The 16105-nt window shown below is 64.1% G+C and carries 12 protein-coding genes; 2 read left to right on the top strand and 10 right to left on the bottom strand.

Going from position 1 to position 16105, the window contains the following annotated elements; translation table 11 throughout:
* Positions 1 to 56: 56 nt before the first annotated feature.
* The 3 genes from L1080_RS09190 to L1080_RS09180 are packed head-to-tail and all read right to left on the bottom strand — an operon-like array spanning position 57 to position 5076.
* Positions 57 to 1025: a zinc-binding dehydrogenase gene (locus tag L1080_RS09190; protein WP_250763441.1), complete on the bottom strand. Its 969-nt coding sequence runs from the start codon at positions 1023 to 1025 to the stop codon at positions 57 to 59.
* Between the two features lie 47 nt (positions 1026 to 1072).
* A complete protein-coding gene (locus L1080_RS09185) occupies positions 1073 to 3031 on the bottom strand; it encodes a hydantoinase B/oxoprolinase family protein (RefSeq protein WP_250763444.1) in 1959 nt (652 codons plus the stop codon).
* Positions 3032 to 3033: 2 nt separating this feature from the next.
* A complete protein-coding gene (locus L1080_RS09180) occupies positions 3034 to 5076 on the bottom strand; it encodes a hydantoinase/oxoprolinase family protein (RefSeq protein ID WP_250763447.1) in 2043 nt (680 codons plus the stop codon).
* 90 nt (positions 5077 to 5166) lie between these two features.
* Here L1080_RS09180 and L1080_RS09175 point away from each other — a divergent pair, with 90 nt between their 5' ends.
* Both L1080_RS09175 and L1080_RS09170 read left to right on the top strand, forming a co-directional pair.
* Entirely contained in the window at positions 5167 to 5319 is a 153-nt protein-coding gene (locus L1080_RS09175) for a hypothetical protein (RefSeq protein WP_250763450.1), read from the top strand.
* 195 nt (positions 5320 to 5514) lie between these two features.
* Entirely contained in the window at positions 5515 to 6495 is a 981-nt protein-coding gene (locus L1080_RS09170; RefSeq protein WP_250763453.1) for an AraC family transcriptional regulator, read from the top strand.
* 220 nt (positions 6496 to 6715) lie between these two features.
* Here the strand turns inward: L1080_RS09170 and L1080_RS09165 are convergent, their stop codons facing one another.
* The 7 genes from L1080_RS09165 to L1080_RS09135 all read right to left on the bottom strand — a co-directional run bounded on the left by L1080_RS09165 (position 6716) and on the right by L1080_RS09135 (position 16072).
* Complete coding sequence (locus L1080_RS09165) at positions 6716 to 8143, bottom strand: MmgE/PrpD family protein (RefSeq protein WP_250763456.1); 1428 nt, start codon at positions 8141 to 8143, stop codon at positions 6716 to 6718.
* A 48-nt stretch (positions 8144 to 8191) separates the two neighbouring features.
* Positions 8192 to 9655 carry an aldehyde dehydrogenase family protein gene (locus tag L1080_RS09160; RefSeq protein ID WP_250763459.1) on the bottom strand — a complete coding sequence of 488 codons (1464 nt, stop codon included), beginning with the start codon at positions 9653 to 9655 and terminating at the stop codon, positions 8192 to 8194.
* A gap of 104 nt (positions 9656 to 9759) precedes the next feature.
* On the bottom strand, positions 9760 to 10524 hold the full coding sequence (locus tag L1080_RS09155; RefSeq protein ID WP_250763462.1) for an SDR family NAD(P)-dependent oxidoreductase: 765 nt from the start codon (positions 10522 to 10524) through the stop codon (positions 9760 to 9762).
* A 29-nt stretch (positions 10525 to 10553) separates the two neighbouring features.
* Positions 10554 to 10814 carry a hypothetical protein gene (locus tag L1080_RS09150; RefSeq protein ID WP_250763466.1) on the bottom strand — a complete coding sequence of 87 codons (261 nt, stop codon included), beginning with the start codon at positions 10812 to 10814 and terminating at the stop codon, positions 10554 to 10556.
* Between the two features lie 13 nt (positions 10815 to 10827).
* The gene (locus L1080_RS09145) at positions 10828 to 12747 is read right to left on the bottom strand and encodes a hydantoinase B/oxoprolinase family protein (RefSeq protein ID WP_250763467.1); all 1920 of its coding nucleotides are present in this window, start codon (positions 12745 to 12747) and stop codon (positions 10828 to 10830) included.
* Positions 12748 to 12757: 10 nt separating this feature from the next.
* Positions 12758 to 14824: a hydantoinase/oxoprolinase family protein gene (locus L1080_RS09140; RefSeq protein WP_250763469.1), complete on the bottom strand. Its 2067-nt coding sequence runs from the start codon at positions 14822 to 14824 to the stop codon at positions 12758 to 12760.
* Between the two features lie 144 nt (positions 14825 to 14968).
* Positions 14969 to 16072, bottom strand: coding sequence for a LuxR C-terminal-related transcriptional regulator (locus L1080_RS09135; RefSeq protein WP_250763471.1), 1104 nt, complete (start codon positions 16070 to 16072; stop codon positions 14969 to 14971).
* Positions 16073 to 16105 lie beyond the last annotated feature (33 nt).

Raw genomic sequence — 16105 nt, 5'->3', positions numbered from 1 at the left:
CCTTCTTGTTCTACCACGTTCGCTTGTGATGTCGCCTGAGTACGGACGGGTACGGATCAGTCGAACTCGAAGACACCCTTGCCCGCGTCTTGCTTGTCGAACCACTCGTAGGCCTCGGCTGCCTGATCGATCGTCCAACGGTGCGAATAAAGGTCGTCGACCGGCAGATCGTGGGAGACCACGTAGTCGGCGCAGCGCGCTTGTTCGATGGACGACATGGTCCACGAGGTCATGACCGTCCACTGCTTCTTGTATACGGCTTGCGTCGTGAACTCCACTTCACCAGGCAATCCTGTGAAGCACGCTCGGCCGAATGTCCCCAGCACGCTGAACGCGTCTTTGGTCGCCCGCCCGGACGTCTCCATCACGACATCGGCCAAACGCCCACCGGTGTAGTCACTGACAACGTCGAGCAACGATTCCTCGCGAGAGTTGACGACGACGTCCGCACCGAAGTGCTTCGCGCGCTCCAACCGCCGCGCATCGATGTCCACGCCGATTACCATCGCACCCATGGAAGCCGCAAACATCGTGGCGGAAAGTCCGACTGGACCCTGGCCGATAACAACGGTGACGGTGTCACTGACTCCGCCGAGTCGCTTGATCGCACCCCAGGCAGTTCCGGTACCGCACCCGATCGCCGCGCCGGCTTTGAAGGACATTCCGCCGGGCAGCGGCAGTATCGAAGTAACCGGTACGACTGCGAACGGTGCATGTCCCCCGTTGACGTGGACGGCCATCGTCTTGCCTCGACCTGTCTCACACATCTGTGGCCAGCCCGCGCGACAACGCCTGCACATACCGCAACCGAAGTAGTGGTGGATCATGACGCGGTCGCCGACGGTTGCGGCGGTGGGTGCGACGCCTTCACCGATTGCGTAGATCTCTCCGCACGGTTCGTGTCCCTGGATGACAGAGTGGTCGAAATCGAAACTGCCGTGATAAAAGTGCAGATCCGATCCACACATCCCTGAGGCTCGGATCTTGACGACCACCTCACCAGGGCCGGGGGTCGGCTCCGGCATGTCCCGCAGCACCGTAGTGCCATCACCTGGGAACAGTACGCTCTTCATCACTGTGCCTTTCCACGTAGCGCGTCGGTACCGGCAACGTCGATCCGCAGACCTTCCGGGTCGTTGCGTGGGTCACCGACGACGACGACGCCGTATTGTGCTGCAGCAGCCTCGATGCTGACGTACTCGTTGCGTACGTCGGCCAGAACTCGTTCGGGGTCTCGAGCGAAGGGATCACCCCAACCCCCACCTCCGTTCGTCAAACAGCGCAGGATGGTGTTCGGTGCGGTCGCCCACACCTGCCGACGTGCGAAATAGTTGTACTCGCCGTTTTCGGGGTCGAGCGCATGCGTCGACGGATTGAGAACACCCGCGACCGGTTCGCTGTGTTCGTACGCGCTGTCTGCGGTATCGACGAGGCCTTTCACCGGAGCATCGGTCGTCGGTGGAAATAGCCACATCGCCCCGTTCGGTCCTGCATTGCCTCCGTTGGCGCCGACGCCGCTCGGCTTCTTCGTCCGGAAGGGTGACAAATAATGCTGGCCGGCCGTCAGCCATAAAGTGTCTTTCAAATTCGCCGCTCCGCCTCGGAACGTACCCGCGCCACCCGTGTCGATCGCGTGCTCTTTTCGCAGAACGACGACCGGTGAGTCGTGTTCGATCGTTTCGGTAGCCGGGTCGAGGTTGTTGAGGGTCAGGAGCACGGTGTAGCTGTCGCCGTCACCGGCCTTCGATGCACCCCACGGGCCGTGCTCCCCTCCGCATTGGGTCGCGCTCGTCCATGTTGTGCCGTCCGGCCGCACGCCAGAGGCATTGTGGGTATTGGTAGAACCGTAGTCTCCGCCCACACCCTGCACTCCGAGAACAGGATTGAGCGCATCGAAGATAGCCGACGCGATCGCGCCCGATGCCTCCCAGAACATCATGATGCCGCCGTCCGGGGGTAGCGAGGAGACGATAGTCCCAGCGGGAGCGGCGATGTCGATGTTGCGCCAGGTTCCGGATGTGAACGGAACTTTCGGATCCAGCAGGATGGTCAAGGCGACACCCACTGCAGTCTTTGCATCGAGTACACCGCAGTTTATGCATGTCCGCGCTTGAGCCGAGGTCCCCGACAGATCGACCTCGATATCATCTCCTCGTTTGCGCACCAGCACGCGGACCGTGTAGTCGAGGGTGTCGTCCAATCCATCCGCATCGATCAGCGCAGACCCGGCGTAGTCGCCGTCGGGAACGCGTCCGATAGCGTCGCGCATTCGTTCGGCCGACGTGTCGCACGAATAGTCGAGTGTCCCGAGGTAGGAGTCGAGTCCGTAGCGGTCGATGTTTTCCAGGATCAACCGCTCCCCAAGCTTCAATTGCTGATAGATGCTCTTGAAGTCGGGGAGCAGCATTCCGCCCCATCGGGTGTTGTCGAAGATCAGACTGAAGGTGGATCGGACCGGCTTGTCTTCCGACCACAACAACATCGGTGGGATGACGAGGCCATTCTCGTAGACGTTCGACTTGGTGGCCGAAAATCCGCCCGGGACCGTGCCACCCATGTCCAACTGGTGGGCGCACAGGTTGACGTAGGACACGATCTTTCCGTCCACGAAGACCGGGCGCGTGAACGCGACATCGTTGACGTGTCTGCCTCCGCGGTAGGGGTCGTTGCAGATCAGAACATCGCCAGGGCGCAGATTTTCGGGGCCGTACTCCTCGACGGCGTTGCGAACCGCGTCACCCATGGTTCCCAGGAAGACGACGAGGCTGTTGCTCACAACGGCCATCGGGTAGTCCCGGTCTGCCGGCCCACTGATCGTGCACGCGAAGTCGTACCAATCGCGGATGATCGGCGAGAACGCCTCTCGCATGAACCCGGTGGACATGTGCTCTACGGCGTATCGCAGCCGGTTCAAGATCACGGATGCGCTGAAGCGGTCGCACCCGTAAGTGTCCTTGAATTCGCTGTCGCTGAGGTCTCGAAGTCGCCGAGTCGATTCCGGCGACACGGACGGGACGGTCAGAGTGGACATAGTTATTTCCTCCGAATGATCAGTTCGCCGTACTTGCCGACGGTCGCCTGCTGGCCGGCGCCCACATGGGTGGTGGACAGTCCCTCATCGATGATCGTCGGGCCGGGAAGCACATCACCCGCGCGCAGCGTCGACCGCTCGTATACGTGGGCCTCCTGCGCGCCGTCGCCGCCCCCATCGATGTCGCCGAGGAAACGCAGTGTGGTTGTGCGCACTGGCAGTAGGGGCTCGTCGGCTCCGCGAACGGGGACACGGGGGAACTCGATTTTCGACGTCTCGACCACGGCGCGTATCCGAAATGTCACGCCTTCGACCGGCATGGCTTCGAAACGGTTGCCTGAACGACTCTCGTACGTGTCGTGGAACGAGGTCACCATCGTTGCTACGGCGTCTGCGTCGATCACCCCGTCGGGTACCGGCACAAACGGTGTATCCCAACTCTGACCGACGAGATGCGCGTCCATGCTGCGGAGGAATGTCACCGCGGTGGTATCGCCTACCTGTTCGCGAAGCTGAGTTTCCATCTCGGTGAACACTGCGTCGATCGACGGTGCCTTGTCCGGCGACAGCAGCAGGTAAGCGCTTCGGTTGACCGTGAACACCTGGTCAGCGGCCAGCAGACCGATAGCCGAGAACAGACCGGGATTCGGCGGCACGATCACCTGCTTGCAATGCACGGTGTCGAGAACGGCGGGTAACAACATCGGTCCGGCTGCACCGAAAGCAACGAGGCTGTAGTCACGCGGGTCGACGCCGTTCTTGATAGCGACATTGAATACGCCCTCGGCCATGTTGTTGACCGCCATCTCGTACGCGTAGCGGACTCGCTGCGCGAGGCTGAAGTCGGTGTCGAGCCCCTCGAACGCGCGCTCGGAGGCCGCGATGTCGAGATCGAGTTCGCCGCCGGCGAAACCTTCCGGGTCGATGATTCCGATCATCAGACACGTGTCTGTGGTCGTGGGTACGGTACCGCCGCGCCCGTAGCAGGCGGGGCCGGGCTGTGCCCGTGCACTGTCGGGACCAACCAGAATTTCCCCGGACTGGCCGATCGCGACGATGCTTCCGCCACCGGCGCCGATGCTGGAGATGTCGTTGGCGAGTGCGTTGACGACCAGATCGTGTTCCAGTTCGAAACTGGTGTTGACGAACGGAGCCCCGCCCGTTACTACGCTGATGTCGCACGAGGTCCCACCGACATCGGCACACAGTAGGTCTGTTTCACCGATAAGGTCGCCGAAGTGAGCGCATGCGACTGTGCCTGCGGCCGGTCCCGAGAACACGATCCTGAACGGCAGGTCCATTGCGCGCGAGGCGGGAACGAGGGTTGCCGCGCAGTCCGCGAAGTTGAGTTGGCCGGTGAAGCCGAGCTCGGTCAACCCTTCTCCCAAGCTCGCCGAGTACTTGGTGTAAATGATTTTCATCAAGGTGTCGATCACGGTCGTCGATGCGCGTGCGTACTCTTTGGCGAGGGGCGACACCTCACTGGAAATGGAGCACGGGACGTCGCCCAGCACCTCTGTGACCAGCTCGCGTAGCCGAATTTCGTGGACGGGGTTGACGTACGCGTTGATGAGGCAGATCGCCACCCCGGTCACATCGCACCTGCGCAGCACTTCTAGCTCCGCACGGGCCTGCTCCTCGTCCAGTTTGAAAAGCACGCTTCCATCCGAAGTGAGCCTTTCGCGGATGCCTCGGCGAAGGTAGCGATCAACGATCGGCCTCGATGCGTCACCGAAGCTGCGGCGCCAATGCGGATCGAGTATTGCTTCTGTGGGTCGCCAGACCCGTCCCATGTCGAGAATGTCGCGATGTCCCTCGGTGGTCAGGAAACCGATTTTGGGTAGCTTTCGAGTGATGACCGCGTTGAGGCCGTGGGTGCTGGCGTGGTTGAAGACATCCGAGCCTTCGACTCCAAGCAGCTGTGCGCCCTTGAGTACCGGTCCTGCGACCTCGGTGTAGTCGGTAGACACCTTGGTAGTCAGAATCTCGCCGTCGCGCCATGCGACGACATCTGTGAAGGTGCCCCCTACATCGACTGCAATCATATTGTCGTACTCCTCGATGGTTGGCGTTTAAACGAGATCGGCGAGCAGTTGGATGTGTCCAAGACGCGACCACCGCTCACGCTCGACGGAATGGAGACAGTTCTGACACTTGACGACGTGGAGCCAGCCGGTCTCGGCGACGACGGGATACGCGCGCAGCTTCTCCTGCCCGCATCGGGGGCACGCTCCTTCTCGCGGGAGCCTCTCGACTTCGAGCCTTGGGGCCTCGTGCGTGGGTTCTGACATGGATTGAGTCCTCCTGTGGGAAGCGACGGTCTAGTCCCAGAACGCTGAATCACAACGCTAAGCAGGAGAGACGCGGGTCACAATCCTCAAAGCGAAGGCGCGGTGTCCGCGAAGCGAAGGTGGCGCATTCCGTCGGTAAGGCATAATATATTCACTAAATGTGATACGGGTCACCAGAGGAAGGGAAGGGTCTTGCTACAGGTAGCAGCGGCGTCGAGCCTCCGGAAGTTTCGAACCGGTGATCCCGACGTTGCCCACAGACACGTAGCCACGACCTTCGCGAACCACGAGTTGGCTTTGGACGATCGGCAGCCAGTCGACTTTCGTCTCGACACGATTTCGTCGGGACGCCTGACGCTCGGTCGCATGTCCTACGGGGCGGCGGCCATTCTCAACGGTCCCCCGATGCAGTCCTGCTATCACGTCAACTTCTTGATAGAGGGCAGCAGTGTCGTCGAGCAGCGGGGCGTTCGGAGGAACTTGGATGCGAGGCAAGACGGCGTGGTCTTCGTACCCGATTCACCCGTGATGATCAACTGGAGCGCGGACGCAACGCAATATCACCTGAAGTTGCCCATCGACACTCTGGAGACCCATGCGGGTACGTTGCTCGGCCGACCGGAGAAGCAGGAAGTTCGCTTCGACTTGACCTTCGATACAGCCGCTGGAACAGGTCGGTCGCTGCTTGCCGCCGTGAAATTCCTCTACCGAGAACTCGCACGTGAGGACGGCATAGCCACGATGCCTCTCGCACGTCACGATTTCGAGTCCTCGCTTATGACCCAACTGCTGCTCACCGTTCCGAACCAGCTGACAGAAGCCCTCGTCGGGCCGTCACCGCGTGCTGGGTCGCCAACGGTGCGCAACCTGATCGACTTCATCGACGCACACCCCGACGAGGCAATGACGACCGCCGACCTTGCCGCCAAGGCAGGCGTGACCGCGCGGGCTTTGCAGCTCGGATTTCAGCAGGCCGTCGGAATGCCGCCCAGTGAGTACGTTCGTTCGGTGCGGCTCGATCGAGTCCGCAGCGATTTGGCGGCGGGTCGGTCGGAATCGGTCAGCGCTTCTGCCGCACGGTGGGGCTTCTTCCACCTCGGTAGGTTCGCCCGACAGTACCGCGAGAAGTTCGGCGAATTACCCTCCGAGACACTGAACCGTTCGATGAGATAGAACGAAGAACGCCGCACCGGATGCTGTTACTACACCAACCATTTCGTCGAACAAGACGGCGTATGGGAAGCATTGACTCCGCGGGGGACTCGGCGCTGCAAGAGAAATGGAGCGGCTGGCAGAGGTAGCCCGGGAAAGGACTGTAGCGAGTGCCTACACAGCACTGCGCTGCTCTTGCCGTCGAACTCTCCGGCAAGAGCAGCGCAGTGTTTCGATCCGATCAGTCAGCGGAGTTGGGCTGCAATCGGTTCAGGATCGTCGAGATGTCGTCGACGTTCTCGAGGTCGTACACGGCCTCGATGACAGCGTCCGCGTCCGCGTCGCTCACGACTCCATCGATGTTGTGGCGGAACTTGGCGATCAGTTCGTCTTCGGTCATGTACGTGAGCGGGTCGGGGGAAGGACTGCCCTTGGGGTAGCCGCGTTCGCCGGAGAACCGGGTGCCGCGTGCGTGGACCTCGATGCGCGATCGGCGTGCAGCCGGGTTGCTCGCCAGTGCCGCGGTGTAGTCGGGGTGTTCCTGGAATGTCGTCTTCTTGGTGAGCTCGAGGACGGACGGGTCGAGGACCGCTTCCGGGGTCTGCCAGTCCTTGCCGGGGGGAATCCGGTGTGCGGCGAGGGCAAGGCCGTGAGTCATGCTGAACTGCGCATCACGCGGATTGCGGATGGTCTCGTTGACCCACACCGGCTGCATCACGAAGCTCTCACCCCAGGCGTTGATGGCCTCGATCTCGTCGGGCTTGATGTCGTTGACCTCGATGATCTCGGTGAGGGCATCGAACAGCGCGTGCATCACCCGGCAGTGCGGATACGGCTTGAACGACTGGAACGGGGTGAAGGTCCACTCCGTCCCCAAACCCGCGGTGATCGGCGCCGGCTCCCAGCGTGAAGTCCCGATGAATCGGGGGAAGCCGTACTCGCGGTCGTCGAGCATCTGGCGGTCACCGGTGTGGCCGAACTCGGCCAGCTGTGCGGCCGTGACCGCCGACAGGGCCATACCCCCGGCGAGCTGGTACTTGATCGTCGTCGACGGCGCGTGCATCATCCATGCCCGCTGGGTGTTGGTCGGCATCGTCGAGCCCATGATCCCGAGCGCATCGGCAAGCATGTCGTTACCGAACCCCTTGACCACGCCGATCGCGGCCGCCGCACCGAACAGCGTGCTGCTGTAGCCGATGACCTTCGGGATGGTGACCACACCATCTTTGATGTCGCGTAGATAATCAGTGGCCTGGCCGATGCGGTACGACATTTCGTGCGCCACTGCGATCGCCGTGAGCAGGCGTTCGCCCGAGGAGTGCAGAGCTTCTGCCGTCGCCAACGCGCCGGGCACCACGTAGGGGGTCACGTGACCGGGCGGCAGGACCGCGTCCTGGTCGAGTGCGTTGACCAATTCGGCGTTGGCGAACGCCGCACCGGGTACCGACGTCTTCACACCGGTTCCGATAATCGACGCCGGGCCACCAGACCCGCCGAGAAACTGGCCGTACTCGATGCCCCTGCGCGCGCCCGCGTCGCCGAGCGACGCCACCGCGCAGCCGAGGGTGTCCAGCAGAATCCGCTTGGACTCGGCAACCACGTCACCCGGGAGTGACCGTGCTTCGGCGCCGGCGGCGAAATCCGCGAGATCTTCGACAATTGTTGGCATCAGATTCTTCCTCTTGTTGCTGTGATGGTGATCGTGACGTTGGTTCGGTTACACAGGCCACTGAATGTGCTTGACCTCGAAGAACTCACGGAATCCCTCTTCGCCACCTTCGCGACCGATGCCGCTGTGTCCGGGTCCGCCCCACGGGGCGTCCCCGCGCATTCCGCCCCCGCCATTGATGGTGACGGTGCCCGACCGAAGACGACGAGCGAACGCGAGTGCGTCGGGGGTGGGGCCCCACACGTTGGCGTTGAGGGCGTACTTGACACCGTTGGCCATGCGGACGGCTTCGTCCAGGTCGGTATAGGGCATCACCACCCCGACGGGCGCGAAGAGTTCCTCCTGCGCGATCTCCGCGTCGTTCGAGATACCGGTCACCAGAGTCGGTTCGAGGAAGAAGCCGTCATCGAGGCCGGGCGGCCGGCCCCCACCGACGGGAACCTCGGCGCCCTCCTCCCGGGCGCGCGCCAGAAAGCCCTCCACATTTCCACGATGTTCACCGGTGATCAGCGGTCCCAGGACGGTGTCAGGGTGATGGGGGTCGCCGACCGTGAGGCCACCGAGGAACTTGCCCGACCTCTCGACGTACTCGTCGAAATCAGCCTGAGGCACCAGGGTTCGTGTCGTCGCCCCACAGGCTTGGCCGCTGTTTCGGGTGAAACGCAGCGCGGAGGCGGGTACCGCCTTCTCGATGTCGGTGCCGGGCAGCACGATGTTGGGTGATTTGCCGCCGAGCTCGAGGACGACCTTTTTCAGCGTCGGGGCAGCCAAGGTGAGAATCCTGCTGCCGACCGCGGCCGAACCAGTGAACGTCACCAGGTCGACCTCTGGCGCGCTGACCACTTGCGCGGTAACACTCGGCGGACCGAAGACCAGGTTGACCGCACCCGGCGGGAATCCCGCCTCCTCGATCAGCCGCATGATCGCGGCCGTCAGCAACACCGCCCGCGGCGAGGTCACCAGCACGGTCGAGCATCCCGACGCCAGTGCGGGGCCGAGCTTGTACGCGCACATCATGACCGGGACGTTGTAGGCGACGACCGCGGCCACCACACCGGCCGGGTCCCGCACCAGCATGCTGCTCGAGACCACCGGGTCGTGATGCAGCGGAAGGGGCTGCTCGTATCCGTCCCTGGGCCCCCGTGCCGCCGCGTCGGCGAACCATCGGAAGAACCTGACCGGCAGATCGACGTGCAAGGCGGCGGCGCTGCTGATCGGTGTGCCGATCTCGGTGGCGGCGAGATCGACAATCTTCTCCCGGTCCCGCTCGAGCAGATCCGCCAGCCGGTGTAGCACGGCACTACGCTCACCCGGCCCGAGGCGGCTCCACTCGCCGTCGTCGAACGCCCGCCTGGCAGCGGACACCGCTGCGGCGACCTGCGCCGGGCTCGCCGCCGGTGTGACGGCCAGTTCCCGACCGGTCGTCGGGTTGATCGACCGAATGGCCTCCCCCTCACCCGCGATCGGGCGCCCGTCGATGTGGCACTCGGCCTCGGCAATCGGTGCGGTCATGACAGTGAACCTCTACCTCTCGATCGTGGACAGCACACTCCCCGGCTCACGGCCGGACAGGGACTCAGTCCTCAATATATTATGTTCTTTGAAAGCTTGCGGCGTTATCCCGCCATGTATCCGCCATCGACGACGAACGAGCCGCCGGTCGCATAGCCGGCGCGATCGGAGAGGAGCCAGCACGCCATCTCGGCGATATCGTCGGGTTGAGCGAGTGCGCCGAAGGGAATCCGGGACATGATGGTGGATCCGCTGCGGCGCTTGGCATCCTTCATCAGATCGGTGTCGGTGTAACCCGGGCACACCGCGTTGATCCGGATGGTTGGTGCGTATTCGATTGCCGCAGTCTTGGTCAGGCCGACGACGCCGTGTTTGGCCGCCGCATACCCGGCCGTGGTTTTGAATCCGGTGAGACCCGCGAGCGATGCGGTATTCACGATGACGCCCCCGCCCTGTGTCACCATCTGCTTCAACTCAGCGCGCATACAAAGCCACACGCCCTTGAGGTTCACTGCGATGGCCCGGTCAAACGCCTCCTCGTCCCAATCCGCGACGGATCGACCACCCTGACCGATCTGCCCGCCGCTCACTCCCGCATTGTTGAACGCTCCGTCCAGGCTGCCGAAGTGGTCGACGGCCGCGGCGACCACCGCATTCACCGCCGATCCGACCGTGAGGTCGGCGGGAAGCGCGATCGCCTCACCGCCCGCCGCGCGAACTAGGTCTGCCGTCGCCGCGACGCCTTCCTCGGACACATCGGTCACCGCGACCCGGGCGCCTTCCTTTGCGGCCAACAGGGACGTCGCGCGCCCGATGCCTCCCGCCGCGCCGGTAACGAGTACCACTTTTCCGTCGAGTAGTCCTGACATTTTCCGTCCTTCTTCCGATGTGTTGGTACCTATCCGACGCGTGATGCCGGCCAGTCGCGGGCCGGCGAACGCCATGCGGGCCAGTTGTCCTCGGGCGCGGGACGGGTCACCGACACATGGTTAAAGCACTCTTGGCACTTCACGACCATGCGGGGCCCGAGGTGGTTGGCGACGGGATAGCGAGCGAGACTCGTTGCGCCGCAAGACGCACATTCACCGTCGACGGTGGTGCGTTCGACGTAGACCCGGTCGGTCTCGGGACGGGGAAACAGGAGACGGTCGACTGCCATGGGGATGCCTTTCTCAGAGATTCCAGTTGCGGGGGGTGGCCACCGGCACGCTCCAGCGCCCCTGGTCGCGGTCGGCGGCCAGCTGCGCTCGTCGTGCCGATGTGGCGGCCTCGTCGACGTCACCGTTCGCGATCACGACACCGTGGGCGTCGGCCGCGAACTCGGGGCTGACAAGTCCGCTACGGACGTCCTGCAGAACCTTTTCCGGGATACGGGCCAGGGGGTCACCCCAGCCGCCGCCGCCACCGATGACGAAGCGGAGCGCATCGCCGGCTTTCAGGACCAGCCCGGAGAACTTGCCGGTCTGGTAGCGTGCGCCGCGCCCGAACTCACCCTTGTTCGGGTCCGGCCGACCGTGATCGTCGAACATGCCGAACAGCGGCTCGGCCCCACGCAGGTCGAGTGGGTCACCGTGCTCGGCGAGGTCGAAGTTCTCGATGTACCAGCCGTATGCCGGCGAGCCGGCGCCACCTCCGTTCGAGCCGGGGGCGCCGCAGCGGACGCGGTCGGCGGTGATGGTGACCATCGTGTCGGACTCGGCGAAGATCGAGTAGACCGAGCCGAGACCGCCGCGGAATTCTCCGGCTCCGGCGGTGTCGATCACCATTTCATGTTGGACGATGACCAGGGGGCTCTCGATCTCGACGTGTTCCTGCACCGACGTCCGGCAGTTGCCGATCGGAATCACGCAGAAGGAGACACCGTCGTCTTTCCACGTGCCGCCCCAACCGCCACCGGCGAGCGCGAATGCACCCCACGGCGTGCCTTCGTGGCCCGGGCGAGTGTCGACACCGCCGAGGCTGACGACGACGGCAGTGCCTGTGTCACAAGCAAATGCCTCGTCCATCGCCTGGCTCAGGGCCTGGGTGACTACATTGATCCCCCGCGCGCCGATATCGGCGTGGTTGGAGCAACTCGACGGCGGCAGAACCTGCACCACGCTCCCGGACGGCAGCAGAGTCTCGATCGGGCGCAGCGTGCCACTGTTGACCGGTGTCGACGGATCGACCATCAGCTTGACCGCCTCGATGCAGCGCGAGGCCTCGCACCAGGCGGTGCCACAGTTGCCGAGGGGCTGCCGACCCGAACCGGAGAAGTCGATCTCCATGGAATCTCCGCGGACCTTGACCGTCACGTTGACCGGGATCGGTTCGTCGGTGACACCGTCCTCGTCGAGGAAGTCCTCGGCGGTGTAGTCGCCGTCCGGGATGCTCGCGATGCCGCGCCGCATGCTCGCCTCGGTGGCCTCGATGGCGTAGCGGCCGGCCGCACGCACCTTCTCCAGGCCACCACGGGCGATCAGATCCTGCAGCTGGCGCTCGCCGACCACCAGGCAGCCGTGCAGGGCCCGCAGGTCGCCGAGCACGAGCTGCGGCACCCGGTTGTTCTCCAGGATGAAGTTGAACAGCGGCCGAACCGGAACGTCGTTGGCGTACAGCAACGTCGGCGGCAGCTTCAGCTGCTCCTCGAAGTGCGTCTGGGTGCCGTTGGAGAAGCCGCCCGGGATCGCACCACCGAGATCGACGAGGTGGGACGTCGAGTGCAACAGGAACTCCACACGGCCATCGACGAAGACGGGCCGGAGCAGGTTGACGTCGGACTGGTGGATGGTGCCGCGCCACGGGTCGTTGACGAAGATGACGTCACCGGGCTGCATGCTGTCGATGTCCCACTCGTCCATCACGAAGTTCGCGATGTGCGGAGCGGTGAAGGCGTGCTGCATACAGCCCTCCCACAGCGCGACGGTTTCCCAGCCGTCGTCGGTGCGCATGTGAATGGCGCTGGTGCAGTCCAGGATGTCGCGACAGACCGGGGAGAAGGCGCTGCGCATCAGGGAGTCGAGCATCTCCCGGGCGACCTCGGTGAGGCCGTAGCGGAGGATGTCGAGTTCGACGTCGACCGAGGGGCCGGTGTCAGGGGTGATGATCGTCATGGTCTGCTCCTCAGCTCTGGGGCTCGATGATGAGATTCAGGTCGCCGTCCACATAGGCCGTCCGGCCCGGAAGGACGAGGGTTGTCGCGAACTTCTCGGCGACGAGGGCGGGGCCCTGCACCCGCTCGAAGGGCTGGAGGCGCTCCCGAACGTAGATGGACACCTCGACCTGCCCGGTCGTGCCCGGCAAGGTGAGCTCCGTCGTGCGGAGGAACGCCTCCCCGTCGTCGGGGGTGAGGTCGGTCTTGTGCTGCTCGCGCGGGATGATCGCCGTCACCTCCACCGTCGAGATCACGACGGGGATCTCCGTCGCCGCGAAACCGTATGACTCCCGGTAGAAGTCGTGGAACTGCGGCACCAGATCGGTCACACTGTCGGCAGTGAGTGCGCCGGAGTGGATGGGCATGCGGTTGTCCCATGTCTGGCCTCGATACATCGCGAATACGGCCCGCTCGAAGAGGATTCGACCCACGTCGGCGCCCTGGCTGTCGAGTTCGCCGCGGATGCGGTCCTGCAGCCCGACGAAGGCGGCCTCGATCGCCTCGGCGCTCGACGGTGCGAGCGGGCTCATGATCGACTGTGCCCGGGTGACCATCAGGTCGCTGCGGAGCAGCCCCATGGCCGAGAACTGGCCGGGGTTGCGAGGCACGATCACCTTGTCCAGGCCCAGGATCTGCCCGACGCGGTCGGCGAGCATCGGGCCGGCCGACCCCGAGGGCTGCAGGGCGAATTCGCGGACATCGAGTCCCCGGTAGACCGAGATCGTGCGGACCTTCGCGGCGATGTCCTCACACGCGACCTCGTAGGCCGCCGAGGCGAGCTCGAGGGCCGACATGCCGAACTGCTCCCCGGTCTTCCGAAGCGCTTCGAGCGACGCGTCGACGTCGAGCTGAATGGAACCGTTGGCGAACAGGTCCGGCTGGAGGACCCCGAGAGCCGCGCACGCATCGGTGAGCGTGGGCTCGACGCCACCGCGCCGGTAACACACCGGACCGGGATTCGATCCGGCCGAAGCCGGACCGACCGCCACATTGCCGAGCGTGCTGGGCCGGATCAGGCTACCGGCACCCGAGCCGACGCTCTCCACGTCGACCAACGGCATGGTCAGGGTGAGACCGGTTTCCAGCGTCCACAGATCGGTGAGCGGCGTCTTGCCGTGCACGATCGCTGCCACGTCCGTGCTCGTGCCACCGACGTCGATGGTGAGCAGGTTCGGCGAACCGCTCTCATTCGCAAGCTTGACGCTGCCGCTCACGCCGCCGACCGGGCCGGAGACCAGCTGGAACACCGGGGCACGCCCCGCGTCGGCGAACGTCGCGACCCCACCGTTCATCATCATGATCCACAGCGTCCCAGCGTAATTACGCTCGGACAGCTGGCTCATCAGACGGTCGAGGTAGCCGACGACGGCCGGGCCCACGTACGCGTCGAGGGCGACGGTCGTGGTGCGCTCATGCTCCTTGGTTACCGGGTAGAGCGCCGAAGTTTGAATGTAAGCGTCCGGCAACTCTTCTGCGACGATCTCGGCCGCCCGCTGCTCGTGGGAGGGGTTGATGTACGAGTTCATCAAACACACCGCCACCGACTTCGCACCCTGGCTCGCCAGGGAGCGTGCAGCGTCGCGAACGGCATTCTCGTCCAACGGCAACAACTCCGACCCGTCGTACCGCAGGCGCTCGGGAACGCCAAAACGCGATTCACGCTGCACGATGGGCCGTTCCTGGTGCGGCCGAAGCCAAGTGGGATCGTAGAAGCGGTCACCGAATTCGCGGTGCATGCGACCGATGTCGAGCAGATCGCGGTGACCGCGTGTCGCGATCAGACCGGTGCGCTCGCCGGTGCGACTGAGCAAGGCGTTGATGCCCACCGTATGGCCATGCACAATTTCGGCGACATCCGGGATCTCGACGCCTATCGCCGCGATACTCTGCAGGACGCCTTCCTCCTGTTGGAGCGTCGAGAGCACCTTGCCGTCTCGGGTTTCTCCCGTTCTGCGGTTGAGCCCGATAATGTCGGTAAAAGTGCCGCCGACATCAATGCCGACGATCCAGTCGGCCACCCCGTCACTCTGCGTCATATTCTGGCCTCCGTGCTGTGTGCTGCAGTGACATACGCAGTGCATTTGCGCCACGCTTGTGTTAGAGGTCACTCTTCCGCACGGAGGTGGCGGGAACATCTGCCCGAGGTCGTAGATTCGTACGACCTTCGGTCGGCGACAGCCTCAGGTGATAGTGCGCGTGACGTCGGAATTGCGCAGCCAGATCGACACAGCCTCGGCCCTGTTGGATGCACCGAGTTTGCGCAGGATACGGGTGATGTGAGTCTTCACGGTCCCCTCGGAGATAACCAACCTGCGGGCAATCTTGCCGTTGGAGTCGCCATCCGCCATGAGTCGCACGATCTGCACCTCACGGCGGGTGAGGACGGAGTCGTCGTCGCGACCGAGCGCGACGGACTTCGCTAACCCGGGGCCGGACGCCTTGGTCCAGCGCCCGAGGCCGTCCAGCTGCGTACGCAAAGCCGACAAACCCTCCAGCACACTGACTCTCGCCAGGTTCTGGCTCATCCCTTCGGCGAACGTCGACAACAGCGCTTGATCGACACTGGTCAGATTGCGTTGCTGGTGATAGCAGTCGCCGTGCACCAGTCCGACGACGTCACCGTCGACCATCAGCGGCGCAATGCCATACGACGAGGATTTGGTTATCTCGGCCAGCGGGCGGTTGACGCGTGGGTTGTCCTGCACCTCGTGGACGAGCGTCGCACGTGCACCGACCACGGTGTCGTTCTCGACGAGCATGCGGTCGAGAACCGGCGGATCCTCCCTACCCACAGCCACGATCTCCTCCGCCCAGCGAGGGTCGCGGACGACGTGCATCGAATGCAACCGCCACGACCCGTCCACCGTCGACAACAGCGCACGATCGAAGCCGAGGCTGCACACCGCCTCGGGAGCGCGGGCCAGCAGCGCGTCGACCGTCTGCGCGTCGCCGACCCGTGCCAACGCCGACTGGACCTTGGCCAAAATCTCCGCGTGGTCGGCCAGCCCCAGCTGCGCCACCGCAGCCTCCGCCTCGCGTATGCGACCCAGAATCGCCATCAAGGATGTCAGAACATCGGACGACGGGTCGTTTCGGCCGATCGCACGCGTCATCTCGGCGGTCACGAGGTCCCACAGCCAGCCCAGCGCCTGACCGTGGGACTGTGCACCGACCGGGTGCGGACCGCTGAGGTCGCGGTCCAGCAGCACACTCACGTCGTGGGTGATGCCGGCGATCGCAGCGTGCAGCGCCACGGCATCGTGCCGGATCGACGTGTTGCGCATACTGCACTCCCATGAAGTCGCTGACCTACACCA

The organism is Rhodococcus sp. MSC1_016 (assembly GCF_023667485.2).
Lineage (GTDB): Bacteria > Actinomycetota > Actinomycetes > Mycobacteriales > Mycobacteriaceae > Rhodococcus_F > Rhodococcus_F oxybenzonivorans.
The sequence above is the reverse complement of the archived record's forward strand: the minus strand, read 5'-3'. Positions and strand labels throughout refer to the sequence as shown.

Coding starts and splice junctions, on each gene's coding strand:
- L1080_RS09190 (WP_250763441.1), bottom strand. CDS start 1,025: ATGCCGGAGCCGACCCCCGGCCCTGGTGAGGTGGTCGTCAAGATCCGA.
- L1080_RS09140 (WP_250763469.1), bottom strand. CDS start 14,824: ATGACGCAGAGTGACGGGGTGGCCGACTGGATCGTCGGCATTGATGTC.
- L1080_RS09150 (WP_250763466.1), bottom strand. CDS start 10,814: ATGGCAGTCGACCGTCTCCTGTTTCCCCGTCCCGAGACCGACCGGGTC.
- L1080_RS09135 (WP_250763471.1), bottom strand. CDS start 16,072: ATGCGCAACACGTCGATCCGGCACGATGCCGTGGCGCTGCACGCTGCG.
- L1080_RS09175 (WP_250763450.1), top strand. CDS start 5,167: ATGGAGACAGTTCTGACACTTGACGACGTGGAGCCAGCCGGTCTCGGC.
- L1080_RS09165 (WP_250763456.1), bottom strand. CDS start 8,143: ATGCCAACAATTGTCGAAGATCTCGCGGATTTCGCCGCCGGCGCCGAA.
- L1080_RS09185 (WP_250763444.1), bottom strand. CDS start 3,031: ATGTCCACTCTGACCGTCCCGTCCGTGTCGCCGGAATCGACTCGGCGA.
- L1080_RS09155 (WP_250763462.1), bottom strand. CDS start 10,524: ATGTCAGGACTACTCGACGGAAAAGTGGTACTCGTTACCGGCGCGGCG.
- L1080_RS09160 (WP_250763459.1), bottom strand. CDS start 9,655: ATGACCGCACCGATTGCCGAGGCCGAGTGCCACATCGACGGGCGCCCG.
- L1080_RS09180 (WP_250763447.1), bottom strand. CDS start 5,076: ATGATTGCAGTCGATGTAGGGGGCACCTTCACAGATGTCGTCGCATGG.
- L1080_RS09145 (WP_250763467.1), bottom strand. CDS start 12,747: ATGACGATCATCACCCCTGACACCGGCCCCTCGGTCGACGTCGAACTC.